Raw genomic sequence first — 23,307 nt, 5'->3', positions numbered from 1 at the left:
AGCGGCAGCGTCACCGCAGGGGATTAACTCAACATTAGGGTTAACGCTCTATTGCTGAGCTGGAATTGGACGGTTTTGTGAGTAACGGTGCCATGCGCGAGCTGCCCTGTCTTGCCCGGATTGCCACGTCGGCGGCGCTCTCTGTCGGTTTGGCGCTGTTGCTCAGCGGCTGCAAGACCACCGGCATGCCCGATGTCACCGGTTCGCTGGGGACACGGGCCGAAACGCCAGCCGATCCGCAGCGCATGGAACAGATTACCGGCGAACGCTATCGCTCCCGTCCGCGCGATCCAGACGCGGCGATCGCCTATGGCAACGCGCTGCGCGCGATCGGGCAACGTGCTCAGGCGGTAGCGGTGCTCGAGAAAGCCTCCCTCGCCAATCCGAGCAACAAGGCGTTGCGGGCCGCCTACGGTCGCGCACTCGCCGACAACGGCAACTTCCAACTGGCGTTCGACACACTGTCCCGCGCGCACACTCCGGACAATCCTGATTGGCGTATCCTGTCGGTGCAGGGCACGGTGCTTGACCAGATGGGCCGCAACGAAGAGGCGCGACGCTATTATGCCAGCGCACTGCGACTGGCGCCGGGCGAGCCTTCGGTGCTGTCGAATCTCGGTATGTCCTATGTGCTGACGAAGGACCTGCCGAAAGCCGAGGAAGCGCTGCGACAGGCCTATGCCAGCAGCCGGGCGGACTCCCGGGTGCGGCAGAACCTTGCGCTGGTGATCGGATTACAGGGGCGTTTCGCCGAGGCCGAGTCGATCGTCCGCGCTGATCTGCCCCCGGACGAGGCCGCCGCCAATGTCGCCTATCTCAAGCAGATGGTGAGTGGCCAGGATGCGACGCGCACCGCCGGTCGCAAAGCCGGCGTCATGGCCTCGGGGCGCTGATCAGCGCATCCAACCGCCGGATGTGCCGGCGGACGAGCTGCTTTACTGCATGCTCGCGACACGAATGCCGGTCGGGCCGAGAATCACCACGAACAGCACCGGCAGGAAGAACAAGATCATTGGCACGGTAAGCTTGGGCGGCAACGCGGCTGCCTTTTTCTCGGCCTCGTTCATCCGCATGTCGCGATTCTCTTGCGCCATCACCCGCAGGCTCTGACCGAGTGGGGTGCCGTAGCGCTCGGCCTGCTGTAATGCCAGACAGACCGACTTCACGCCGTCGAGGCCGGTGCGCAGCGCCAGATTCTCGTAAGCCTGCTTGCGATCCTGCAGATAGGATAGTTCAGCCGTCGTCAGCGTGAACTCCTCGGCGAGCGGGATCGACTGTGAGCCGATTTCCATCGATACCCGGCGGAACGCCGCTTCGATCGACATGCCGGACTCGATACAGATCAGCAGCAGATCGAGTGCGTCGGGGAACGCGCGCTTGATCGACAATTGGCGCTTTTGAATCGCGTTCTTCAGGAACAGCATCGGCGCCTGCATGCCGAGGAAGATCGCGGCGATACAGATGCCGATCTTGATGGTGGCGGGCTGATCGAACTCGGTGATGACGAAGATGTACAATGCCGATGCGACGCCAAAAGCGATCGGCATGACCAGTCGGAAGAACAGGAACGTGATGTAAGGCGCCTGGCCGCGATAGCCGGCCATCACCAGCTTGTCACGCGCGCTCTCCTGCGCCAGCCATTTGGAGAGATTGAAATCTTCGACAACGCGCGCGACCAGCTTCTTCGGCGCCTGCCGCAGCGACACCTTTTCTGATTTGGCGAGTCGATCGCGTTCGCGCTGACGGATACGTTCACGTTCGCTGCCGACCGCCTTCATCCGCTTGGCGAGCGGCTGGCCGGCGAGAAACGGAGTGACCAGGGTGTAGACGGTGGCGCTTGCCGCGATCGCCGCCAGTAACGTCGCCATGAAGCGCGCGTCCTGGAATTTCTCAATCAGGAAATCGATCATGACACGCTCTCAGAAGTCGAAGTTGATCATCTTCTTCATCACCAGGATGCCGGCCGACATCCAGATCGCGGAGGCCGCCAGCAGGATTCGGCCGATCGGGTGTGTCCACAGCAGCGAGATGTAGTCCGGTGTGGTCAGGTAGACCAGCAGCATCACGATCGGCGGCAGCGATCCAATGATCGCCGCCGAAGCCTTGGCTTCCATCGACATCGCCTGGATCTTCTCGGCCATTTTCCGGCGATCTCGGAGCACTTTGGACAGGTTGGAGAGCGCTTCCGCCAGATTGCCGCCCGACTTCTGTTGGATCGAGATCACGATGCCGAGAAAGTTGGCCTCGGGCAGAGGCATCCGATCGTACAGACGGGCACACGCTTCATCGAGCGGCATGCCGATCGTCTGTGTCTCGATGATCGCATTGAATTCGGTTCGGAGCGGCTCCGGCGCGTCGGCGGCCACCATCTTGATCGAGTCGAACAGCGGCAGGCCGGCTTTGATGCCGCGAACGATGACGTCGACGGCGTCGGGAAGTGCAGTGAGAAACTTCCTCTCGCGCCGTCGTTTGAGGAAGCCGAGCGCCCAGCGAGGCAGGCCGAAGCCAGCGGCGAATCCCAGACCGGCCGCTGTGATCAGATTGGCGCCAAACAGGATCGCGATGCCGAGAACCGTCACACCGAGCACGGCGGAGATGGTGCCGAATTTGGCGGGCGTCCAGTCGAGGCCGGCTTGCGACAGCCGGGTATTCAGCGGGACTTTCTTCTGCTTTGCGTTGCGGGTCTCGATTTCCTTGAGCGAGCCCTCGACTTGTTCGCGGCGCGACCGCTGAACACGATCGACCTGACGTATCGCCGGCGTCGTTCGTGCCACCGAGCTCAGCCGCTTCTCGGCCTTGTTCTCGCCGGACAGCAACGGATAGACGAAGACCCACGCAAGACCGCCGACGGCGATCGCGGCGAAGAAGCCGAGTGCGAGCGTCTGCATCTCCATCGCACCGGTCTCCTTATGTAGTCGCGGCGGCCTCCGCGGCATCGAGCGCCGCGGCGAGCCTTTGCGCTTCGCCAAAGTAGCGGGCGCGTTCCCAGAATCGTGGACGACCGATACCGGTGGACCGGTGGCGGCCGACAAGCTGGCCGTTGGCGTCCTCTCCGAGAATGTCGTACAGGAAAATATCCTGTGTGATGATGGTGTCGCCTTCCATCCCCACCACCTCTGTGATGTGGGTGATGCGGCGCGAGCCGTCACGCAGACGCGCCGCCTGAATGATGACGTCGATCGAGGCGCAGATCATCTCGCGGATGGTTCGCGACGGCAGCGAAAAGCCCCCCATCGTGATCATCGATTCACAGCGCGACAGCGCTTCGCGCGGGTTGTTGGCGTGCAGCGTGCCCATCGAGCCGTCGTGGCCGGTGTTCATCGCCTGCAACAGATCGAACGCTTCCGGGCCGCGGACTTCGCCGACGATGATCCGTTCCGGCCGCATACGCAGACAGTTGCGGACCAGGTCGCGCATCGTGACCTGGCCTTCGCCCTCGATGTTCGGCGGCCGGGTCTCCAGGCGCACAACGTGGGGCTGCTGCAGTTGCAGTTCGGCGGCGTCCTCGCAGGTAATGATGCGTTCGTCGTCGTCGATATAGTTGGTCAGGCAGTTGAGAAGAGTGGTCTTGCCCGATCCCGTGCCGCCCGAGATCAGCACGTTACAGCGGACGCGCCCGATGATCTGCAGGATCTGGGCGCCTTCGTAGGAAATCGCGCCGAACTTGACCAACTGCTCGAGCGTCAGTTTGTCTTTCTTGAATTTGCGGATTGTCAGCGCAGGTCCGTCGATAGCCAGCGGCGGCACGATGGCATTGACGCGCGAGCCGTCGGCGAGACGAGCGTCGCAGATCGGCGAAGATTCGTCGACACGCCGGCCGACCTGGCTGACGATGCGCTGGCAGATGTTGAGGAGTTGCTGATTATCGCGAAACCGGATGCCAGTGCGCTGAATACGACCGCCGACCTCGATGTAGACCGTTCCGGAGCCGTTGACCATGATGTCGGAAATGTCGTCGCGCGACAGCAACGGTTCGAGCGGCCCGTAGCCGAGCACGTCGTTACAGATGTCGTCGAGCAGTTCTTCCTGCTCAGCGATCGACATCACGATGTTCTTGATCGCGATGATTTCGTTGACGATGTCGCGGATCTCTTCGCGGGCGGATTCACCGTCGAGCTTGGCCAGTTGTGCCAGATCGATCGCTTCGATCAGCGCCCCGAAGATGGTCGCCTTGACCTGATAGTAGTTCTCCGAGCGACGCGTCTCGACGACCGGCGGCGGCGGATTCGCGCGTCCCGGCGCGATCGGCGGCGAGGAGATGACCGCCCGTGGCTCAGGGGTGCGCGCAGCCGCCTCCAGCGTAAAGCTCACCGGCTTCGGGGCCTTGACGTCGTTATCCGGTCCGCGCTTACCAAACACCTCGATACTCCAACTTCAAGCTCATTTGGCCCGCAACTTCTCCAGAAGCGGCGCCAGGAACGAGCCTTTCGTCTTCTTGGCTTCACCGCGTCCCGTCAGGCGCTGAGCGATCTGCAGGAACATTTCGGTGGTCTTGTGGTTCGCAGCGATCTCCGCGATCATCTGGCCGTTATTGGCCGCGGCCCCGAACATCGGTGGGTCGAACGGGATCGAGACGATCGGCTGGCTCTCGATCGCCTTGGCGAATTCGCTCGTTGAGATTTCCGGCCGCTTCGGGATGCCGACCTGGTTCAGACAGTACAACGGAGGGCGGTCGTTCGGGCGCGCCGCCTTCAGCAGGTCGATCAGGTTCTTGGTATTGCGCAGATTGGCGAGGTCGGGGGTCGCGACGATCAGGATGTCGTCGGCATTGGTCAGCGCCCGCTTGGCCCATCCTGTCCACTGGTGCGGAACATCGAGCACGATGCAGGGCATGGTGCTCCGCAGCGTGTCGAAGATCGCATCGAAGGCATCGACGCCGAAATCGTAGACGCGATCCAGTGTCGCCGGTGCGGCAAGCAGGCTGAGGTGGTCGGTGCACTTCGACAACAGCCGATCCACAAAGGCAGTATCGACCCGCTCCGGCGAGAAAACCGCCTCGGCGATGCCTTGCGGCGGGTCCTGATTGTAATCGAGTCCGGCGGTGCCGAATGCGAGATCGAGGTCCGCGACCACCGAGTCCAGGGCCAAATCGCGCGCAATCGCCCAAGCGACGTTGTGCGCGATGGTCGAGGCGCCGACGCCGCCCTTTGCGCCGACGACGGCGATGATCCGCCCTACCGCCTTGGCTTCCGGGGCGGAGAACAGGTTGCAGATCGACTGCACCACGTCGATCGGACGGACGGGTGCGATCGCGTAGTCGCTGACGCCGCGTCGGACCAATTCGCGGTACAGCGTCACGTCGTTGACCTTGCCGATGACGATCACCCGGGTTCCGGGATCGCACACGGTCGCGAGCTGATCGAGGCCTGCCAGTACGTCGCTGCGCGCGTCGGTCTCGAGGATAATGACGTTGGGAGTCGGCGCAGAGCGATACGCCTCGATCGCCGCGACGACGCCGCCCATTTGAATCTTCAAATGGGCCTTGGCGAGCCTGCGGTCTTCGCCGGCGGACTGCACCGCGGCGGCGGTCTCGACGGTCTCACAGAAGGCTTGAACGGACACCCGCGGCGCCGGAGCAATGTGCTCTTCCGGCGCGGGAGCCACAGCCATCGTGGCCGGTTCGTCCTGGTTCTCGCGGGAGTAGCTGATCATTGTCCGGCGTTGCTCAACTTGGTCTTGTCGGAAGTGTCTGGCTTTGTGGTCCGGTAGGCGTCATTGGTGACGACGCGTCGGGCCGTGTAGGGTGGCGTTTCGGGGCGCGGCTGAACCAGATCCGCCGGGTTGTCGACCATCGCGGCGAGATTGCGCTGAGTGGCACACCCCAGGTTCCAATACTGCCGGTTTTCGAAGTAGCCCTTGTTCTTGATGCTGGAGCCGAGATCCTCCGGCCACAGGCCGCAGGGCCCGGCGACCGCGGCGACCCGCGGATAGATCAGGCGAATGGTCGCAAAGGTCCGCGGATCGGCCGGACGATAGTGCTTGACGGTGAGCCCGCGGGGCGGGACGCCGCCGGCGGTCAGCAGCGAGCGGATCTCCCGAATGGAATCCGCGGCCGCCCGCGCGTTCGGCGTGTCGATCGGTACTTCGGCGATGATCGGTCCGGTGCCTTCGCGCAGCCAGGTCTGACCGAGCTCCATCACGTCGGCGCGCTGGGGGGCAGTCAGGCCGCCGCGGCCATTGCCGACGAATACCTCGACGGTGCGGTCTGCTTCCCGGATCGCGATCGGATGGCGCTGCCGATAGTCGGTCGGGATGCTCTGCGTAACCTCCGCTTCACGACTGGTATGGGTGCAAGCGCCGAGCGACAACGAAAAACCGATCAAAGCGGCCCCGAGTCCGAGGCCGCGAGTCGCTTTGGCGGATATGGTGGATGTCATCGTCCTGTCCTCGCTCCGCCTAGTCGGTAATGAAGCCGAAATGGCCGCGATAGGTACGCGCCGGCTCGGTGCGGCCGGGGACGCCATAGAGCTTGTTGATGCTGCCGAGCAGATCCGCCTGCGGATCCGAGGCGTCGGCGAAGCCGTCGTCGGGCCGCGACAGGTCCTTCTGTGCCACGGCGCGAACCACATAGGGCGTCACCAGCACCATCAGCTCGGTTTGCCGGTTGATGTAGTCGCGGCTGCGGAACAGGCTGCCGAGCACCGGCAGTTGCGCAGCACCCGGTAGTCCGTTGATCGCCTGCTTGGTCTGTTCCTGAATCAACCCGGCCATCGCCAGGGAGCCGCCAGAGGGGATTTCAACCGTGCTCTCGACCCGGCGGGTCTTGATCGACGGCACCGACAGGCTGTTGATGACGACCGAGTTGTCGCTCGAGACCTCCGAAACCTCGGTCATCACCTTGAGGCTGATTCGCCCCGCGGTCATCACCACCGGGGTGAAGTTGAGCAGAATACCGAACTTCTTGAATGTGACCGATGGCGTGCAGACGCCGTTGCTGCAGGTCACGCCGCTCGGCACGGGGAATTCGCCGCCGGCCAGGAACGTGGCCGGCTCGCCCGAGATCGCGGTCAGGTTCGGTTCGGCGAGGGTGCGCACCACACCGGCACTCTCCATCGCCCGCAAGGTGGCGGTGACCGATGGCAGCGATCCAAACTTGGTCGTCAGCGCGTTGTTTGGCACCAGCGCGGAGCCCGATTGCGTGAACGGGTTGGTGTTGTTGAAGTTCACGACCGCTGTGCCGTAGGCGAGGTTCGCGCTGAGGTCGACGCCGAGTTGTTTGACGATGTCGCGCTGCACTTCGGCGACGGTGATCTTCAGCATCACCTGGTCGCGTCCGCGAACGGCGATGTTGTTCACCACCTTCTTGTCGTCGCCAACGAGGCGCGCTGCCAGATCGAACGCCTGCTGCGCTTCGATGGGGGAGCCGACCCAGCCGGTCAGCATTACGCCGTCGCCAAGCCCCTCGACGTGAACGTCGCCATTGGCGATTGACTGTTTCAGGGCCGCGCGGATTCCGTTCAGATCGCGGGTCACCGCAATGTCGTAGGCAGCGATCTGCTGGCCGCTGGAATCGAAGAACACGATGTTGGTCTGGCCGACCGAGGCGCCGATGATATAGGCGCGCTGCGCCGACCGGATCACGGCGTTTGCGATCTTCGGATCCGCGACCAGCACGTCCTTGATGTCGCGTGGCAGGTCGATCACCATCGACTTGCCGATACCGAGCGCGATCGACTGCGCGTTCAGACCAGAGCTCGTTGCCGTGACAGGAGCTGCGCGGTAGTCCCGGGCATGAACAGCCGTCAAGCTCGGAAATAAGGTGAGCGTAGCCGCGGCGGACAGCGCCAGTACCGCGCTTCTCAGAGGCCGGATGGGTCGGGTGCCGATTTCGCGGGTCATCTCCGTCCTCGGATCATTTCTGCGACGACGTCTGAGTGGTGACGCCATAGCGAACCACGTTAACGGTGCTGCTCTTGGCGTCGGTTTCGGTGGAGGTGGGCTGGCTCGCGTCGGCGAGGCTGCGCAGAGCCAACGACAGCGTTCCGCTCTGGCGTGCGCGCGCGAGGTGTTCCGCCTGCTCCGGCTTCAGCTCCAGCGTTGCGGTCTTTCCGACCACGACTTTCTGGCCGTTCTTTTCCTCGATGGTCTGGTCGATCGCCAGCACGCGGATGTTGCTGAGGATGATCTCGGAACTGACCTGATCGTTGTTCGCCTGGTCTGAATTCCTGCCACGCTTGGACAGGATCACGTCGACCCGGTCGTTGGGCAGGATGAAACCACCTGCACCGGTTTCCGGAGAAATCTCGGTCGAGACCGCTCGCATTCCGCTGGGGAGGATGGCGGCCATAAAGCCGGAGCCGTTGGCCTTCACCAGCTTCTGTTCGCGGATCGGCTCGCCAGCGATGAACGGCGAGCGCGCGACTGAACCGACGATGTCGGACGTCGCGTTCGGTTGTTCGTTTCGGCGAATGAACTTCGAGCTCGCAGTCGCCGACGGCCAAGTCTGCCATTGCAGGTCGCCGGGGGTCACGGCCTGACCCAGCGGAATATCGTTCTTGGCGACCAGGACCTCTACGGTCGGCAACTGAGCCACCGGCGCGGAAGGGGCGGCGGGCGGCGGGCCGGATGTACTCGCCAGGTAAGCCGCGACGCCGCCGGCACCGACTGCGATGGTCAGGACGACAATGCGCGCGGTATTCATACGCTTCACTTTCCACATGACACGGGCGGCGCACCCGCCGCAGTGAGGCGAGTTGACCAGCTATTCGTCAAAGCATGGTTAATGAGGCGTATCTAAATCGCGTTAACGAGGGGTTCCTGTCCGCTCAGCCCAAAGCGAGTCGGGCCAGATCGACCCCTCGGATCCATTGGGTCTGCGGATAGATCATCAGCGCACCGGTCGCGAGGGCAATTCCATACGGGATACCGGTCTCACGATCGTGGAGCCGTAACAGCCAGCTTTGTCCGACCAGCGGATAGGGGACCGGCCATTGTCGGAAGCTCAGGATCAACAACGTCAGCGCGCCGCCGAACAGAGAGGTGTAAAGTAGGTAGTCGAGCAAATGTTCGAAACCGAGCCACAACGCGGCGGCTGCCGCGACTTTCGCGTCTCCGCCGCCGATCCATCCCATGGCGAAACACGCGAAGGCTACGGTTAGGACGGTGGCGCCGGCGCCGACATGGGATAGAACGTCGTAGGCGCCGAATCCGCTGAACGGTACCAGCAGCGCAAAGCCGGCGACCAGCAATAACGACACGCGGTTCGAAATCGTCATCGTGATCAGGTCGCTCGCCGCGGCGAACGCCATCAAAGCGGGGAAGAGTGATATCCGCAGGAGATCGGCGATCATCGGCTCTGCCTTATCTTGCTCCGGGCGGCCGGAGTTGTCGCGAGTGCATCCCGAAATGGGCCCAAGGAGTAAATAATCGGAAAAAGCGTGCCGCTCAGAAGGTCGATAAAACACGAAACGCCAGAGCGGTGATCGCGAGTAGCAGCGCTACGCATACGATTTGACGCGCCGTCGCCTCACGCGCTGCGAGTTGGGTCCCAGGAATCGGCGGTCGCTGCATTCGGTTCAAATCGGGCACCAGGGTGTGACGCTGTCTTTGTCGGCGTGCATCCGGAGTAGAATCAACAAAGGCCCCGGAATATCCGGGGCCTTGATGAATCTCGCTGGGCTGTCTTACTTCTTGGCGCCGATCAGCATGTCGCTCAGTTCCGTGAATTTTGTATTCAGGGTGCCGCCGATCGTTTGCACGACCGCGATGATCGCGAGCGAGATGCCGGCAGCGATCAGACCGTACTCAATGGCGGTGGCGCCGGATTCGTCCTTGATGAAACGCGCAACGATGTTCTTCATCGGGTAGCTCCATGTACACGTGGCTGTCGAACTCTGTTTGGTCTTGCCGGCGTTCTCAGCACCGTGACCATGGCGTTGAACCTATGTGCGGGAAATTGCAGGGCAGTTAATTCGATTGCGTAAAAATGGGGGCATTGAGCGTTTCCGCGACGCTTCTCGCCCAGGGTAAATGTGCTGTTAATTTGAAGTAATTGCGAAGTGGTCGTGCTCTCGTCGGCATGCCAATACCGTGAGGCGACGATCCTTCAACTCGGCTGCTTCAAAATCGGACGAATTGGCTCGAATGCGAGCACACCGGTTTGCGGTTCGTTCATCAATTGACGTCACTTTGACACCGTCGGGCGCCGGCACCGCTGCGTATCGCTTAGGCCGGCTCGTGAACGTCCCGGAGTTGAGTATGTCGTCGTTCCGCTTCGCGCGCCGCATCGGCGCCACGCTGTTCGTTCCCTCGCTGCTGTTTGGCCTTTGCTCCGCACCGGCGGGCGCGGGCACCGAAGATTCGATCTCCGTCAGCGTCGACCAGGCCAAGCTGGTCAAGCTGCCGCAGGACGTTGCGACGATCGTGGTCGGCAATCCCCTGATCGCCGACGTGAGCCTTCAGCCCGGCGGCATGGTGGTCATTACCGGGAAGGGCTATGGCGCTACAAACGTCATTGCAATGGATCGAAAAGGAGCGGTCGTCACCGATCGCCTGATTCAGGTCGAAGGTCCGTCGGACAAGGTGGTGACCGTCTATCGCGGCACTAACCGGGAGTCTTACAGCTGCGCACCGATCTGCGAGCGCCGGATGACACTGGGCGATTCCGAGGCTTACTTCAAATCGACGATGGACCAGACCGGAAAGCTCAACGAGCAAGCGAGCGGCGTGTCAGGCGCTTCCAGGACGAATTGATCGACAATTCGGGGCTGTCGAGTCCATCGCGTCGCGCAACATGGTTGACGCGCGCTTAATGGCGTTCAGCATTTTGTTTCGATCCAGCGAAACACTTCCACAATGTGTTGAGATTAGTTTCCGAAGTTACGAGGTGGCCCGACCGAAGAGGACTGCGGATCTATGCCCTCCATGATCTCACCGGCGCTGGCATTGGCGCGCAGATTTCGCCGCAACCGGCGAGGCTCCGCCGCGGTCGAATTCGCGCTGGTGGCTCCGATGTTTTTCGCGATGCTGTTCGCGATCATCGAGGTGGGGCTGATCTTCTTCGCGGGCCAAGTCCTGGAGACCGCCGTACAGGACTCGTCGAGACTGATCCTGACCAGGCAGGCGCAAGACAGCTCGATGAAGCAGGCGGATTTCAAGAACGAGGTCTGCAATCGCGTCAAGGCGCTGTTCGACTGCAACGGCATCTATGTGGATGTGGAGAACTACGGTAGCGACTTCAGTAAGGTCAACCTTGCTTCCCCGATCGACAAGGACAACAACTTCATCGACAACATGAAGTACAACATCGGCGGACCGGGCGACATCATCGTGGTGCGGGTCTTCTATCAGTGGCCGCTGTTCGTCACCCGTTTGGGATTCGATCCTTCGAACCTAGCGAATGGCAAGCGCTTGTTGATGGCGACCACCGCGTTCCGCAACGAGCCCTGAGCGAGTTTGGCAATGCGCACTCCGACGAAGTATCTGCGCCGCTTGCGTTTTCTGCTGTTGCGGCTGCGTGCCGATCGGCGCGGGGTGGCGGCTACGGAATTCGCGGTGATCGTGCCGTTGATGCTGCTGATGTTGCTGGCGACCGTGGAAATCACTGCGGGAATTGCGGCGGACCGCAAGGTGACGCTGGTCGCGCGGACGCTTTCCGACCTGGTATCGCAGGCCAGCAGCGTCACCGACAATGATATGAAGAACGTGTTCGCTGCCAGCTATGGCGTGCTGACGCCGTATCAGGCGAACAGTGCGAAGGCGACGATCACCGAGATCTACGTGGACAAAAACAAGATCGCCAAGGTGTTGTGGAGCAAGTCGGGGACGGTGACGGTGAGCGGAAGCACCGCTTCGGCGACGCTCGCAGCCTCGCCCCACGGTGCGGGTGATACGATCTCCATTCCGAACGGCCTCAAGGTCCCGGATACGTTCTTGATCTTCAGTGAGTTCACCTATCGGTATCAGCCGACGATCGCGTATCTGCTGCCGAAAGCGGGAATCGACCTGAGCGATACGTCTTACACGCGGCCGCGGCAGACCAAATGCGTCAGCTATCCGCAAGCCGCAGCCTGTCCCTGAGGGGGGGCATTTTCCGCAGCCGGCGGGCAGGGGACAATAAAAAACGAGGCCGCGCTGGTGGGCGCGGCCTCGTTCGATTCAGATCCGAAATCTGCTCAGCTTGCGGCGCGCAGATTGTCGGCCGACGACTTGCCAGAGCGGCGATCGGCAACGATCTCGTAGCTGATCTTCTGGCCCTCGCGCAGGGTGCCGAGACCGGCACGCTCGACAGCGCTGATGTGCACGAACACGTCGTTGCCGCCATCATCCGGCTGGATGAAGCCGTAGCCTTTGGTCGCGTTGAACCACTTCACGGTTCCCATGCTCACGGGTGGTAGTCCCTTCTCAATATAGACACGGTCGATACCCACGTTGTCTCAGGTGGGCTGGTGAGATCGAATTTTTGGAAGGGTCGTCAGCGTTCTGAACCGGCTGTACCGGTGGATAGCTAATGTCGTCCGGCCGAAAATCGATTAACAGATATTATGCGAAGCCTGCCCTCAAAACAATCCTGGCATGCGCGATTTTTTAACGCCCGCAAGTTCCAGGCCAGGGGCAGCTTCGGCGCTCTGCCGCGATCGGTAGAGCGCCCTTGTTGTTGCGGTGCGTTCGCTCAGCGGCGGCGGAACTGGCCGCGCGGCGGGCCGCTGCGCGGAGGACCGCCGGGCCGCTCGTCCTTGTGGCGGAAGATCAGCCGACCCTTTTCCAGATCGTAGGGCGACATTTCAACCGTCACGCGGTCACCGGCCAAGGTCTTGATGCGGTTCTTCTTCATCTTGCCGGCGGTGTAGGCGACGATTTCGTGCCCGGTGTCGAGTTGCACGCGATAGCGCGCATCGGGGAGAATTTCGGTCACCAGTCCTTCGAACTGGATCAGCTCTTCTTTAGCCATTGGAATCTCCAGATCGGCTTAACGTTAGCGATGCGGTCGGTGTTGGGCGGTCGGCTGTGCGGGGCGGTTCTTGCGCTGCAAGAAGGCCACTCCCTGCAGGCCTTCGCCGTGACTGTTCGATTGCGGACGTGCCGTCGTCTCGTGGCGGCTGGCTTCCGGCTGACGACCGGGACCAGCGGCACCGACGCGACGTCGGCGATTCTTGGCGCGCGGCGGCGTATCCCCGCTGCGCGAGGCGTGGCCATTGGCGGCGGGACGGCCGCCGCGATGCGGGGGCGGGGTCGGATTGGCATGGGCGCCAGGAGTGCGGCGATCTTCTTTCGGCAGCGACACCTTGATCAGCTTTTCGATGTCGCGCAGATACGCCATTTCTTCGCCGGCGCACAACGAGATTGCAGTACCTTCGGCACCCGCCCGCGCGGTGCGTCCGATGCGGTGGACATAGGTCTCGGGAATGTTCGGCAGATCGAAGTTGACCACATGCGATACGCCGTCGACGTCGATGCCGCGGGCGGCGATGTCGGTGGCGACCAGGGTGCGCAACTCGCCCGTCCGGAATGCCGCCAGCACCCGCTCGCGGTAGTTCTGCGACTTGTTGCCGTGGATGGCGTCGGCGGTAATGCCGGCGCGGGCCAGTCCCTTCACCACCTTGTCGGCGCCGTGCTTGGTCCGGGTGAACACCAGCGCCTGATTGATGTTCTCGTCCTTCAGAAGCTGGGCGAGCACCGCCGGCTTGGCGGAATGGTCGAGCTGGATCACCCGCTGGTTGATGCGCTCGACCGTCGATGACACCGGGGTCACCGCGACTCGGGCCGGATCGCGCAGCATATGCTCGGCGAGCTCGGCGATATCCTTCGGCATGGTCGCCGAGAAGAACAGCGTCTGCCGCTTGATCGGGAGTTTGGCGACGATTTTGCGGATGTCGTTGATGAAGCCCATGTCCAGCATGCGGTCGGCTTCGTCCAGGACCAGGAATTCGACCTGGGTCAGCTTCAGCGCGTTGCCCTGAACCAGATCGAGCAGCCGGCCGGGGGTTGCGACCAGAACGTCGACGCCGCCCATCAGGCTCCGCACCTGCCGGCCCATCGGCACGCCGCCGATCGCGAGCGCGGCGCTGAGGTGGATGTGGCGGCCGTAGGCGTTGAAGCTGTCGAGGATCTGGCCGGACAGTTCGCGGGTCGGGCTCAGCACCAGAACGCGGCAGGTCTTGGAGGCCGGCTTGATGCGGTTCTCCAGGAGGCGATGCAGGATCGGCAGAGCGAACGATGCGGTCTTGCCGGTGCCGGTCTGGGCGATGCCGACGACGTCACGCCCGGCGAGCGCCAGCGGAATGGTCTGCGCCTGGATCGGTGTCGGGGTGTGGTAGTTTTCTTCTTTGAGGGCGCGAGAGATGGGATCGGCGAGACCGAATTCCTGAAAGGAGGTCAAAAGGCTGGTTCTTTCCATCATGAAAGCAAACGCCCGACGGAGCCCGTCGGGTGCGCTTCGAAACTCTGGAACGCTCGCGTGTCCGGAGCGTCGGCTATAATCGGATGAAAGGCGAACCAGAAACCGCAGTTCACACAGCATGCGGGATCAGAACACGCGGCTCGCAACGACCTGATGAATCTCTAGGTCTCTCACAGTCATATGGAACATCGCTGCACCGCTTTCAAGGTCGAATTGCAGATCCGGCTCAGGATCGCCGCGGCGATGATCGAAAAGTGCAATAATTGGTCAGCGAATGAATGGTTGCCTATAATTTGATCTGGTTGACCAGTCGGCAATCAATCGTTCTGCCTGCTTCGTGGGCGGATGCGTCATTTGCGATCCTTCGGCGATGACGAATTAACCCGCTGGATCATAGCCTTACCCGTATCGGTAGGGATGGCATACTTCTTGCGATCGTTTCTCGCTGCAGACGGCCGTTGGGGCCGCGCATCATGTCTGCGTCAGGGAGATGACACCTCATGCATATTGAAACAAAGCGTCTTGGAGCGACGCCGATCAGCCGCCGCAAATGGCTGGCTGCGGCGGCCGGCTTGGTTCTCGGTCTGTCGGCATTCGGCCCGGCTCGTGCGGCCGACGACACCATCAAGGTCGGCATTCTGCATTCGCTGTCGGGCACCATGGCGATCAGCGAGACGACGCTGAAAGACGTGATGCTGATGCTGATCGACGAGCAGAACAAGAAGGGCGGCGTGCTCGGCAAGAAGCTCGAGGCGGTGGTGGTCGATCCGGCCTCGAACTGGCCGCTGTTCGCCGAGAAGGCGCGCGAGCTGATCACCAAGGACAAGGTTTCGGTGGTGTTCGGCTGCTGGACCTCGGTGTCGCGCAAGTCGGTGCTGCCGGTGTTCAAGGAGCTGAATTCGATCCTGTTCTACCCGGTGCAGTACGAAGGCGAGGAGAGCGAGCGCAACGTGTTCTACACCGGTGCGGCCCCGAACCAGCAGGCGATCCCGGCGGTCGACTACCTGATGAAGGAAGAAAAGGTGAAGCGCTGGGTGCTGGAAGGCACCGACTACGTCTATCCGCGCACCACCAATAAGATCCTCGAAGCTTACCTGAAGTCGAAGGGCGTCGCCCCCGAAGACATCATGGTCAACTACACCCCGTTCGGGTTCTCCGACTGGCAGACCGAAGTTTCCAAGATCAAGACCTTCGGCTCGGCCGGCAAGAAGACGGCGGTGGTCTCGACCATCAACGGCGACGCCAACGTGCCGTTCTACAAGGAGCTCGGCAACCAGGGCATCAAGGCGACCGACATCCCGGTGGTGGCGTTCTCGGTCGGCGAAGAGGAACTCGCCGGCATCGACACCAAGCCGCTGGTCGGCCATCTCGCCGCCTGGAACTACTTCGAGTCGATCAACACGCCCGAAAACAAGGCGTTCATCAAGTCCTGGCACGAGTTCACTAAGAACCCGAAGCGCACCACCAACGACCCGATGGAAGCGCACTATATCGGCTTCAACATGTGGGTGAAGGCGGTCGAGAAGGCGAAGTCGTTCGATCCGGACAAGGTGATCGACGCGCTGCCCGGCATCAAGCAGGCGAACCTGACCGGCGGCACCTCGGAAATGCTGCCGAACCATCACATCACCAAGCCGGTGTTCATCGGCGAGATCCAGGCGGACGGCCAGTTCAACGTCGTGTCGCCGGACGATCCGAAGAAGGCCAAGCTGGTGCCGGGCGACGCCTGGTCCGACTATCTGCCGGGTTCGAAGGACCTCGAAGCCGACTGGGTCAAGCTGAAGTGCGGCAACTACAACACCGTCACCAAGAAGTGCGGCGGCCAGGGCTCCTGACGCCCTGCTGACGACCCGCAATCGACCGGGCGGCGCTGTCGCCGCCCGGTTCTCCTCGACGACGACCTCTTTCATCCTTGCCGGGATAATTCAGTGTCATTGATCCATCTGTCGCGCCTGCTGCTCGCCGCCCTGGTGATCGCGTGGGCTGCCGCCGCAGCGTCGCCGGCGTTCGCAGGTCCTTACGAGGACGCCGTCGCGCAGTTCGCCGAAGGCTCCTTCGCCGACTCCGAGGAGGCGGTCGGCAAGCTGATCGCGTCCGGAAATCCGCGCGCCGCCGATATTATCACTGCGCTGCAGGATCAGCGCTTGTACGCCGATTCCGACACCAAGCTGGTGTTCATCAAGGGCGCCGGCGACAAGATCAGCAACGCGGTGACCGGCGAAGCCGTCGCCACGCTGCCCGACAATGCCAGCAAGGTTCGCCTCAACAACAAGCTGCGCCGCACTGTCGAGGCCGCGATGGCCGGTCTGACGCTGCTGTCGCCCTATCTCGACAAGCGAATTCAGGCCGCGCAGCAGGTGTTCAAGAGCCACGACGAGACCATGCTGCCGACGGTCGAGGCGGCCCTGAAGGCCGAGAAGAATGCGGCTGCCCGGCAGGCCTTCGTCGAAGCGCGCGCCGCCATTGTGCTGTTCAAGTCCGACGCCGCCGATCCGGCCAGGCTCGACGCCATTGCGGTGATGAAGGCGCGGGGCGATCAGGACGCGCTGGCTCTGCTTACCGAGATGCCGACACAGCAGAGCGCTGCCGTCACCAACGCCGTCGCCGGGGCCAAGGCGTCGATCGAGCGGAGCCTGGCGATGTGGTCGCTGGTGCAGAACGGCTGGTATGGGCTGTCGCTCGGTTCGGTGCTGCTGCTGGCCGCGATCGGCCTCGCCATCACCTTCGGGGTGATGGGGGTCATCAATATGGCGCATGGCGAGATGGTGATGCTCGGCGCCTACACCACCTTCGTGGTGCAGGAGGCGATCCGCACCCATTATCCCGCGCTGTTCGATTATTCGCTGCTGATCGCCGTGCCGCTGGCGTTCCTCGTCGCTGGCGCGATTGGCGTCTTGATCGAGCGCAGCGTGATTCGCTTCCTATACGGCCGTCCGCTGGAAACGCTGCTCGCGACCTGGGGTATTTCGCTGCTGCTTCAGCAGGCGGTGCGCACCATCTTCGGCGCCAACAATCGCGAAGTTGGCAATCCGAGCTGGATGAGCGGCGCGTTCGACATTGGCCAGATCACCATCACCTACAACCGCCTCTGGATTCTGTGCTTCACGCTGGCGGTGTTCGCACTGCTGCTGGCCATGCTCCGCTACACCAGCCTCGGGCTGGAAATGCGCGCGGTGACGCAGAACCGCAGGATGGCGGCGTCGATGGGGATCGCCACTTCGCGGGTCGACGCGCTGACCTTCGGGCTCGGCTCGGGGATCGCCGGCATCGCCGGCGTGGCGCTGTCGCAGATCGACAATGTCAGCCCCAATCTCGGCCAGAGCTACATCATCGACAGCTTCATGGTGGTGGTGTTCGGCGGCGTCGGCAATCTGTGGGGCACGCTGGTCGGCGCATTCTCGCTCGGCATCGCCAACAAGTTCCTGGAGCCGTTCGCCGGCGCGGTGCTCGGCAAGATCGCGATCCTGGTTCTGATCATCCTGTTCATCCAGAAACGCCCCCGCGGCCTGTTCGCGTTGAAGGGCAGGGCGGTGGAGGCATGAGGATGATTGGAATGCACAGCATCCGCTCCGCGTCGCAGACTGACTCCCTCTCCCGCTTGCGGGAGAGGGCCGGGGTGAGGGCTCTTGCCACAAGCTCAGTGCTTGTGGACCCCCACCCCCGACTCCTCCCCGCAAGGGGGAGGGGAGAACGCCGTGCTCGGGGTGAAGGCCGATGACCCCGCACATCCTCACCCGCTCGCTGGATCGCGGCGCGACGTTGTTCCTCGTGGTCCTCGCCGCGATCGGAATCCTGCTGCCGCTGCTCAACCTGCTGACACCCGAGACGTCGGCTCTGCATGTGCCGACCTATCTGATCTCGCTGTTCGGCAAATACGTCTGCTACGCGATCCTGGCGTTGTCGATCGATCTGATCTGGGGCTATTGCGGCATTCTCTCGCTCGGTCACGGCGCGTTTTTCGCGCTCGGCGGCTACGCGATGGGCATGTATTTGATGCGCCAGATCGGCAGCCGCGGCGTCTACGGCAATCCGGTGCTGCCGGACTTCATGGTGTTCCTGAACTACAAGGAACTGCCGTGGTACTGGTACGGCTTCGACATGTTCTGGTTCGCGGCCGTGATGGTGCTGCTGGTGCCGGGGCTGTTGGCCTTCTGCTTCGGCTGGCTGGCGTTCCGTTCGCGCGTCACCGGCGTGTATCTGTCGATCATTACGCAAGCGATGACCTACGCGCTGCTGCTGGCGTTCTTCCGCAACGATTTCGGCTTCGGCGGCAACAACGGACTGACCGACTTCAAGGACATCCTCGGCTTCAACATTCAGTCCGACGGCACCCGCGCGGCGCTGTTCCTGCTGAGCTGTCTGGCGCTGGCGGTCGGCTTCCTGATCTGCCGGGCGGTCGTCAGCTCCAAGCTCGGCAAGGTGCTGATCGCGATCCGCGATGCCGAAAGCCGCACCCGGTTCCTCGGCTACCGCGTCGAATCCTACAAGCTGTTCGTGTTCACGCTGTCGGCCTGCATGGCCGGCGTCGCGGGCGCGCTGTATGTGCCGCAGGTGGGCATCATCAATCCGAGCGAATTCGCCCCGGCCAATTCGATCGAGGCGGTGATCTGGGTCGCCGTCGGCGGGCGCGGCACGCTGGTCGGTGCCGCGCTCGGGGCGATCGTGGTCAACTACGCCAAGACTGTGTTCACCTCCGGGCCGCTGGCGCCGTATTGGCTGTTCATGCTCGGCGCGATGTTCGTGGCGGTGACGCTGCTGCTGCCGAAGGGCATCGTGGGCACCGTCAATGCGTGGCTGGAGTCGCGCAGGCCGCCACCGACCGACGTCGCCGACAGTGCGGCGCGCGAAGACGGCGCGATCCAACCGAAGCCGGCGGAGTGACGTCATGAGCATGCTCGAAACCCGCTCGACCTCGGCGATGCTGTATCTCGACGGCGTCCACGTCTCGTTCGACGGCTTCCACGCCATCAACAATCTGTCGCTGACGCTGGAGCCCGGCGAGATGCGGGCGATCATCGGCCCCAACGGTGCCGGCAAGACCACGATGATGGACATCATCACCGGCAAGACCAAGCCGGACAAAGGCGAGGTGGTGTTCGACGGCACCGTCGACCTCACCAAGCTGGACGAGACCGAGATCGCCAAGCTCGGCATCGGCCGCAAATTCCAGAAGCCGACGGTGTTCGAAAGCCAGACCATCGAGGATAATTTGCTGCTCGCGCTCAACGTCGATCACAGCGTCCGCGGCACGCTGTTCTGGCGGCGGAGCAGGGACGAGAGCGAGCGGATCGAGCGCGTGCTCGACATCATCCGCCTGCGCGACGCCCGCGACCGGCTCGCCGGCTCGCTGTCGCACGGCCAGAAGCAGTGGCTCGAGATCGGCATGCTGCTGGCGCAGGACCCGAAGGTATTGCTGGTCGATGAACCGGTCGCCGGCATGACCGACGTCGAGACCCAGCAGACCGCCGAGCTGCTGCGCGAGATCAACAGCCACGACAAGACCGTGATGGTGGTCGAACACGACATGACCTTCGTGCGCGAACTCGGCGTCAAGGTGACGTGCCTGCACGAGGGCACCGTGCTGGCGGAGGGAAGCATCGACGATGTTTCGGCCAACGAGCGGGTCGTGGAAGTGTATCTGGGGCGGTGATGCGCAATCTTCCAATGATGTTTCACGCGGCGTCTCCCCGCTCTCAACCGTCATCGCCCGCGAAGGCGGGCGACCCAGTATTCCAGAGCGCCACCGCGTGTTCACCGTAGCGCTGCGGCGTACTGGATCCCCCGCATGCGCGGGGGATGACGTTTGTGAATAGGACGACTGCCGTGCAATTGAAGCGGGCCGTCGCTGAACTGACGTATTGAGGACGCCATCGATGCTCACCGTCGACAACATCAATCTGTATTACGGCGCCGCGCAGGCGCTCCGCGGGGTGTCGATCGCGGCGGAGCCCGGCAAGGTCACTTGCGTGCTCGGCCGCAACGGCGTCGGCAAGACCAGCCTGCTGCGTGCGCTGGTGGGACAGCAGCCGATCGCGTCGGGCGCGATCACCTTCGACGGCACCGACATCTCGCATCTGAAGCCCTACGAGCGGGCGCGGCGCGGCATCTCGCTGGTGCCGCAGGGCCGCGAGATCTTCCCGCTGCTGACGGTGGAAGAAAATCTCAAGACCGGCTACGCGCCGCTGAAGCGCGCCGACAAGTCGATTCCGGACGACGTGTTCTCGCTGTTTCCGGTGCTCAACTCGATGCTGAACCGCCGCGGCGGCGACTTGTCCGGCGGCCAGCAGCAGCAACTGGCGATCGGCCGGGCGCTGGTGATGCGGCCGAAGCTGTTGCTGCTCGACGAGCCGACCGAAGGCATTCAGCCGTCGATCATCAAGGACATCGGCCGGGCGATTTCGTATTTGCGCAATCTCGGCAACATCGCCATTGTGCTGGTCGAGCAATATCTCGATTTCGCCTGCGAGCTCGGCGACAGCTTTGCGGTGATGGACCGCGGCGCGGTAAAATACACCTGCGACCGCGCCAGCCTCGACCCCGCAGAGATCAGCCGGCAGATGGCGCTGTAGGACGACTTTTGACTCATCAGTTTCGGCATCACCACGAGCGCCCGTCTTCACCTCTCCCCGCGCGCGGGGAGAGGTCGATCGGCGTCGCGCAGCGATGCCGATCGGGTGAGGGGGCGTCTCCGCGTAGCCGAGAGTGCGTGACACGCGTTGCCCCTCACCCCAACCCTCTCCCCGCACGAGCGGGGCGAGGGAGCTCGCCGTGCTCGGGGCGAGCAAGTGAGTCCAGGGCGGGGCGAGGGAGCCCGCGGCCGGTGTGGCAGCGCTGCGGATACTCGGCATGATCGCGGATACCAGCCTCACGGCTTCGAAGACCTTCGCCGCCAATCGGGCGGTCGGCGAAGTGACTGTGGAGGTACGGGCGGATGGCGGCGTCACGCGGCGAGGGCCGATGCATGAAGCCGGATCGCTCCGCGTGCGCTTTCCATCGCCGGAACAGCGGGGGCTGTCGGCCGTGCTGGTCAACACCGCGGGCGGCGTCGCCGGTGGTGATCGCTTCAGCATCAGCCTCGACGTTCAGGCCGATGCGCGGCTGACGCTGACGACGGCGGCGGCCGAGAAAGTGTATCGTTCGCACGGCCCGGCCGCGCAGCTCGACATCGCGCTCAAGGTCGCGGGCGGCGGCCATCTGGCGTGGCTGCCGCAGGAGACCATCCTGTTTGACCACGCCCGCGCCGAGCGCCGGATCGATATCGATCTTGCGGAGGATGCCTCGCTGCTGCTCTCCGAGATGGTGATCTTCGGCCGCTCGGCGATGGGTGAGACGATGCAGCATGGCCGCTTCGTCGACCGCTGGCGGATGCGGCGCGGTGGCAAGCTGGTGCTCGCCGAAACTGTTCGGCTCGACGGCGATATCGGCAGTCTATTTGGACGGCGCGCTGTGATGAATAGCGGCGTTGCGATCGGCACCGCGCTGATTGTGCCCGGCGATGCCGTGCTGGTCGAGCGGCTGCGCGCGGAGGCGGATGCGTTCGGCGCCGAGGTTGGGATTTCAGCGTGGAATGGGTTTGCAATGGCCCGGTTCTGTGCCCAAAATGCCGCGAAGCTGCGCGCCGACATGATGACTGTTCTCGGCCGCGCTGCCGGTCGCGCGCTGCCGCGGCTGTGGCTGAGTTGACCCGCGTCCCGCCAAGCGAATTTCAGGCTCAATCGATCGAGTGCCTTCATGAACCTCTCCCCCCGCGAAAAGGACAAGCTGCTGGTCTCGATGGCCGCGATGGTCGCCCGCCGCCGCCTCGAGCGCGGCGTCAAGCTCAACCATCCCGAGGCTATCGCGCTGATCACCGACTTCATCGTCGAGGGCGCGCGCGACGGCCGCAGTGTCGCCGAACTGATGCATGCCGGCGCCCAGGTGATCACCCGCGACCAGTGCATGGACGGCATTGCCGAGATGATCCACGACATCCAGGTCGAGGCGACATTCCCCGATGGCACCAAGCTCGTTACCGTGCATCAGCCGATCCGATAAGCGGCAATGTGCCGTCGCTTCGAAAGCCCTTTCGTTTGTCATTGCGAGGAGCGCAGCGACGAAGCAATCCAGGGCCACGCGTGCGGCTCTGGATTGCTTCGCTTCGCTCGCAATGACGCCTGTTGTGGAGAATGACCATGATCCCCGGTGAACTGTTCATCGAAGACGGCGAGATCGAGCTCAATGCCGGCCGCACCACGGTGACGCTGGCGGTGGCCAACAGCGGCGACCGGCCGATCCAGGTCGGCTCGCACTATCATTTCTTCGAAACCAATCCGGCGCTGCAATTCGACCGCAACAAGGCCCGCGGCATGCGGCTCGACATCGCGGCCGGGACAGCGGTGCGCTTCGAGCCCGGCCAGAGCCGCGACGTGCAACTCGTCGAACTCGCCGGCAACCGCACCATCTACGGCTTCCGCGGCGACGTGATGGGCAAGCTGTAGGATGCTTTGATGACCAATCAAGATCAATTTAAGCTCGAAGAGCTGAAGGCGGCACATACTCGCATTGATCACGAAATTGCGGCCATGAATAATTTCGAGATAGTGAGTGTAGTCGCGATTGGTGCGGTCTACTTTACGTTCTTCTCTCAGCGCATTGCAGACCATACCGCCTTGGTAGTGCTATTTGCTGTCCCGGCAATTGTATGTGCTTATGGTCTTTTTCGTTATCGAGGGCACGCAAGCATCGTTCAAGTGCACGAGTCTTATATCAAGAAGTTGGAAAAAGGCTTCTTGGGAGCGTCGGGATTAGTCGGTCATTACGATGACAACAAGTCTGGTCAATTAAAACAGGCTCGCTTCGCTTTTTGGAGCGTTATGCTCATATTTTCTGCGCTTTTGTGTGCGATCGCAGTCGTGTCGCCTGACGTACTCAGAAGAGTCCATCCGATGCCTCAAGATCAGAGCTCTTTGAATTGCAAGGCCACATGATGG

25 protein-coding genes are annotated in these 23,307 nt (G+C 62.8%); 13 read left to right on the top strand and 12 right to left on the bottom strand.

Annotated features, from left to right (window positions below):
* Positions 1-92: 92 nt before the first annotated feature.
* Positions 93-893, top strand: a complete 801-nt coding sequence (locus tag M9H71_RS01915) for a tetratricopeptide repeat protein (protein WP_455403415.1) — start codon at positions 93-95, stop codon at positions 891-893.
* A 42-nt stretch (positions 894-935) separates the two neighbouring features.
* Here M9H71_RS01915 and M9H71_RS01910 read toward each other — a convergent pair whose 3' ends face one another.
* The 9 genes from M9H71_RS01910 to M9H71_RS01870 all read right to left on the bottom strand — a co-directional run bounded on the left by M9H71_RS01910 (position 936) and on the right by M9H71_RS01870 (position 9,800).
* Positions 936-1,910, bottom strand: coding sequence for a type II secretion system F family protein (locus M9H71_RS01910; protein WP_455403414.1), 975 nt, complete (start codon positions 1,908-1,910; stop codon positions 936-938).
* 9 nt (positions 1,911-1,919) lie between these two features.
* Entirely contained in the window at positions 1,920-2,894 is a 975-nt protein-coding gene (locus tag M9H71_RS01905; protein WP_455403413.1) for a type II secretion system F family protein, read from the bottom strand.
* A 13-nt stretch (positions 2,895-2,907) separates the two neighbouring features.
* The gene (locus tag M9H71_RS01900) at positions 2,908-4,359 is read right to left on the bottom strand and encodes a CpaF family protein (protein ID WP_455403412.1); all 1,452 of its coding nucleotides are present in this window, start codon (positions 4,357-4,359) and stop codon (positions 2,908-2,910) included.
* Positions 4,360-4,380: 21 nt separating this feature from the next.
* Positions 4,381-5,652 (bottom strand): AAA family ATPase, encoded by a 1,272-nt coding sequence (locus tag M9H71_RS01895; RefSeq protein WP_455403411.1) that lies wholly within the window; start codon positions 5,650-5,652, stop codon positions 4,381-4,383.
* Positions 5,649-6,377, bottom strand: coding sequence for a CpaD family pilus assembly protein (locus tag M9H71_RS01890; RefSeq protein ID WP_455403410.1), 729 nt, complete (start codon positions 6,375-6,377; stop codon positions 5,649-5,651). The genes M9H71_RS01895 and M9H71_RS01890 overlap by 4 nt, the downstream gene beginning before the upstream one ends.
* A 19-nt stretch (positions 6,378-6,396) precedes the next feature.
* Positions 6,397-7,839 carry a type II and III secretion system protein family protein gene (locus M9H71_RS01885; protein ID WP_455403409.1) on the bottom strand — a complete coding sequence of 481 codons (1,443 nt, stop codon included), beginning with the start codon at positions 7,837-7,839 and terminating at the stop codon, positions 6,397-6,399.
* A 13-nt stretch (positions 7,840-7,852) separates the two neighbouring features.
* Positions 7,853-8,641, bottom strand: coding sequence for a Flp pilus assembly protein CpaB (cpaB, locus tag M9H71_RS01880; protein WP_455403408.1), 789 nt, complete (start codon positions 8,639-8,641; stop codon positions 7,853-7,855).
* 124 nt (positions 8,642-8,765) lie between these two features.
* Positions 8,766-9,290 carry an A24 family peptidase gene (locus tag M9H71_RS01875; protein WP_455403407.1) on the bottom strand — a complete coding sequence of 175 codons (525 nt, stop codon included), beginning with the start codon at positions 9,288-9,290 and terminating at the stop codon, positions 8,766-8,768.
* A gap of 333 nt (positions 9,291-9,623) precedes the next feature.
* On the bottom strand, positions 9,624-9,800 hold the full coding sequence (locus tag M9H71_RS01870) for a Flp family type IVb pilin (RefSeq protein ID WP_455403406.1): 177 nt from the start codon (positions 9,798-9,800) through the stop codon (positions 9,624-9,626).
* A 397-nt stretch (positions 9,801-10,197) separates the two neighbouring features.
* On the opposite strand from M9H71_RS01870, the gene M9H71_RS01865 reads away from it, so the two are divergent.
* From M9H71_RS01865 to M9H71_RS01855, 3 genes are all read left to right on the top strand, one after another.
* Entirely contained in the window at positions 10,198-10,692 is a 495-nt protein-coding gene (locus M9H71_RS01865; protein ID WP_164605322.1) for a pilus assembly protein N-terminal domain-containing protein, read from the top strand.
* A 162-nt stretch (positions 10,693-10,854) separates the two neighbouring features.
* Positions 10,855-11,388 (top strand): TadE/TadG family type IV pilus assembly protein, encoded by a 534-nt coding sequence (locus M9H71_RS01860; RefSeq protein WP_455403405.1) that lies wholly within the window; start codon positions 10,855-10,857, stop codon positions 11,386-11,388.
* 12 nt (positions 11,389-11,400) lie between these two features.
* Positions 11,401-12,018 (top strand): TadE/TadG family type IV pilus assembly protein, encoded by a 618-nt coding sequence (locus tag M9H71_RS01855; RefSeq protein ID WP_455403404.1) that lies wholly within the window; start codon positions 11,401-11,403, stop codon positions 12,016-12,018.
* 95 nt (positions 12,019-12,113) lie between these two features.
* Here the strand turns inward: M9H71_RS01855 and M9H71_RS01850 are convergent, their stop codons facing one another.
* The 3 genes from M9H71_RS01850 to M9H71_RS01840 all read right to left on the bottom strand — a co-directional run bounded on the left by M9H71_RS01850 (position 12,114) and on the right by M9H71_RS01840 (position 14,335).
* Positions 12,114-12,326, bottom strand: coding sequence for a cold-shock protein (locus M9H71_RS01850; RefSeq protein WP_011440687.1), 213 nt, complete (start codon positions 12,324-12,326; stop codon positions 12,114-12,116).
* A 284-nt stretch (positions 12,327-12,610) separates the two neighbouring features.
* Positions 12,611-12,889 (bottom strand): translation initiation factor IF-1, encoded by a 279-nt coding sequence (infA, locus tag M9H71_RS01845; RefSeq protein WP_011159210.1) that lies wholly within the window; start codon positions 12,887-12,889, stop codon positions 12,611-12,613.
* Between the two features lie 24 nt (positions 12,890-12,913).
* Complete coding sequence (locus M9H71_RS01840; protein WP_455403454.1) at positions 12,914-14,335, bottom strand: DEAD/DEAH box helicase; 1,422 nt, start codon at positions 14,333-14,335, stop codon at positions 12,914-12,916.
* A gap of 503 nt (positions 14,336-14,838) precedes the next feature.
* Here M9H71_RS01840 and urtA point away from each other — a divergent pair.
* The 9 genes from urtA to M9H71_RS01795 all read left to right on the top strand — a co-directional run bounded on the left by urtA (position 14,839) and on the right by M9H71_RS01795 (position 23,304).
* Positions 14,839-16,173, top strand: a complete 1,335-nt coding sequence (urtA, locus tag M9H71_RS01835; protein ID WP_455403403.1) for an urea ABC transporter substrate-binding protein — start codon at positions 14,839-14,841, stop codon at positions 16,171-16,173.
* 93 nt (positions 16,174-16,266) lie between these two features.
* The gene (gene urtB, locus M9H71_RS01830) at positions 16,267-17,880 is read left to right on the top strand and encodes an urea ABC transporter permease subunit UrtB (protein ID WP_455403402.1); all 1,614 of its coding nucleotides are present in this window, start codon (positions 16,267-16,269) and stop codon (positions 17,878-17,880) included.
* A gap of 172 nt (positions 17,881-18,052) precedes the next feature.
* A complete protein-coding gene (urtC, locus tag M9H71_RS01825) occupies positions 18,053-19,219 on the top strand; it encodes an urea ABC transporter permease subunit UrtC (protein WP_455403401.1) in 1,167 nt (388 codons plus the stop codon).
* A gap of 4 nt (positions 19,220-19,223) precedes the next feature.
* Complete coding sequence (gene urtD / locus M9H71_RS01820) at positions 19,224-19,988, top strand: urea ABC transporter ATP-binding protein UrtD (RefSeq protein WP_164572045.1); 765 nt, start codon at positions 19,224-19,226, stop codon at positions 19,986-19,988.
* A 223-nt stretch (positions 19,989-20,211) separates the two neighbouring features.
* Positions 20,212-20,907 (top strand): urea ABC transporter ATP-binding subunit UrtE, encoded by a 696-nt coding sequence (urtE, locus tag M9H71_RS01815; protein ID WP_455403400.1) that lies wholly within the window; start codon positions 20,212-20,214, stop codon positions 20,905-20,907.
* A gap of 277 nt (positions 20,908-21,184) precedes the next feature.
* A complete protein-coding gene (locus tag M9H71_RS01810; RefSeq protein WP_455403399.1) occupies positions 21,185-22,021 on the top strand; it encodes an urease accessory protein UreD in 837 nt (278 codons plus the stop codon).
* A gap of 48 nt (positions 22,022-22,069) precedes the next feature.
* Positions 22,070-22,372 carry an urease subunit gamma gene (locus M9H71_RS01805; protein WP_415217827.1) on the top strand — a complete coding sequence of 101 codons (303 nt, stop codon included), beginning with the start codon at positions 22,070-22,072 and terminating at the stop codon, positions 22,370-22,372.
* Positions 22,373-22,509: 137 nt separating this feature from the next.
* Positions 22,510-22,815 carry an urease subunit beta gene (locus tag M9H71_RS01800; protein ID WP_455403398.1) on the top strand — a complete coding sequence of 102 codons (306 nt, stop codon included), beginning with the start codon at positions 22,510-22,512 and terminating at the stop codon, positions 22,813-22,815.
* Positions 22,816-22,824: 9 nt separating this feature from the next.
* The gene (locus M9H71_RS01795) at positions 22,825-23,304 is read left to right on the top strand and encodes a hypothetical protein (protein ID WP_455403397.1); all 480 of its coding nucleotides are present in this window, start codon (positions 22,825-22,827) and stop codon (positions 23,302-23,304) included.
* The last annotated feature ends 3 nt before the right edge of the window (positions 23,305-23,307 follow it).

The sequence above is a fragment of the Rhodopseudomonas parapalustris genome, assembly GCF_053772255.1.
The sequence above is the reverse complement of the archived record's forward strand: the minus strand, read 5'-3'. Positions and strand labels throughout refer to the sequence as shown.

Excerpts from the sequence above, each read along its gene's own strand:
- M9H71_RS01915 (WP_455403415.1), top strand. The coding sequence starts at position 93 with ATGCGCGAGCTGCCCTGTCTTGCCCGGATTGCCACGTCGGCGGCGCTC.
- M9H71_RS01910 (WP_455403414.1), bottom strand. The coding sequence starts at position 1,910 with ATGATCGATTTCCTGATTGAGAAATTCCAGGACGCGCGCTTCATGGCG.
- M9H71_RS01905 (WP_455403413.1), bottom strand. The coding sequence starts at position 2,894 with ATGGAGATGCAGACGCTCGCACTCGGCTTCTTCGCCGCGATCGCCGTC.
- M9H71_RS01895 (WP_455403411.1), bottom strand. The coding sequence starts at position 5,652 with ATGATCAGCTACTCCCGCGAGAACCAGGACGAACCGGCCACGATGGCT.
- M9H71_RS01890 (WP_455403410.1), bottom strand. The coding sequence starts at position 6,377 with ATGACATCCACCATATCCGCCAAAGCGACTCGCGGCCTCGGACTCGGG.
- M9H71_RS01885 (WP_455403409.1), bottom strand. The coding sequence starts at position 7,839 with ATGACCCGCGAAATCGGCACCCGACCCATCCGGCCTCTGAGAAGCGCG.
- cpaB (WP_455403408.1), bottom strand. The coding sequence starts at position 8,641 with ATGAATACCGCGCGCATTGTCGTCCTGACCATCGCAGTCGGTGCCGGC.
- M9H71_RS01875 (WP_455403407.1), bottom strand. The coding sequence starts at position 9,290 with ATGATCGCCGATCTCCTGCGGATATCACTCTTCCCCGCTTTGATGGCG.
- M9H71_RS01870 (WP_455403406.1), bottom strand. The coding sequence starts at position 9,800 with ATGAAGAACATCGTTGCGCGTTTCATCAAGGACGAATCCGGCGCCACC.
- M9H71_RS01865 (WP_164605322.1), top strand. The coding sequence starts at position 10,198 with ATGTCGTCGTTCCGCTTCGCGCGCCGCATCGGCGCCACGCTGTTCGTT.
- M9H71_RS01860 (WP_455403405.1), top strand. The coding sequence starts at position 10,855 with ATGCCCTCCATGATCTCACCGGCGCTGGCATTGGCGCGCAGATTTCGC.
- M9H71_RS01855 (WP_455403404.1), top strand. The coding sequence starts at position 11,401 with ATGCGCACTCCGACGAAGTATCTGCGCCGCTTGCGTTTTCTGCTGTTG.
- infA (WP_011159210.1), bottom strand. The coding sequence starts at position 12,889 with ATGGCTAAAGAAGAGCTGATCCAGTTCGAAGGACTGGTGACCGAAATT.
- M9H71_RS01840 (WP_455403454.1), bottom strand. The coding sequence starts at position 14,335 with ATGGAAAGAACCAGCCTTTTGACCTCCTTTCAGGAATTCGGTCTCGCC.
- urtA (WP_455403403.1), top strand. The coding sequence starts at position 14,839 with ATGCATATTGAAACAAAGCGTCTTGGAGCGACGCCGATCAGCCGCCGC.
- urtC (WP_455403401.1), top strand. The coding sequence starts at position 18,053 with ATGACCCCGCACATCCTCACCCGCTCGCTGGATCGCGGCGCGACGTTG.
- urtD (WP_164572045.1), top strand. The coding sequence starts at position 19,224 with ATGAGCATGCTCGAAACCCGCTCGACCTCGGCGATGCTGTATCTCGAC.
- urtE (WP_455403400.1), top strand. The coding sequence starts at position 20,212 with ATGCTCACCGTCGACAACATCAATCTGTATTACGGCGCCGCGCAGGCG.
- M9H71_RS01810 (WP_455403399.1), top strand. The coding sequence starts at position 21,185 with ATGATCGCGGATACCAGCCTCACGGCTTCGAAGACCTTCGCCGCCAAT.
- M9H71_RS01805 (WP_415217827.1), top strand. The coding sequence starts at position 22,070 with ATGAACCTCTCCCCCCGCGAAAAGGACAAGCTGCTGGTCTCGATGGCC.
- M9H71_RS01800 (WP_455403398.1), top strand. The coding sequence starts at position 22,510 with ATGATCCCCGGTGAACTGTTCATCGAAGACGGCGAGATCGAGCTCAAT.
- M9H71_RS01795 (WP_455403397.1), top strand. The coding sequence starts at position 22,825 with ATGACCAATCAAGATCAATTTAAGCTCGAAGAGCTGAAGGCGGCACAT.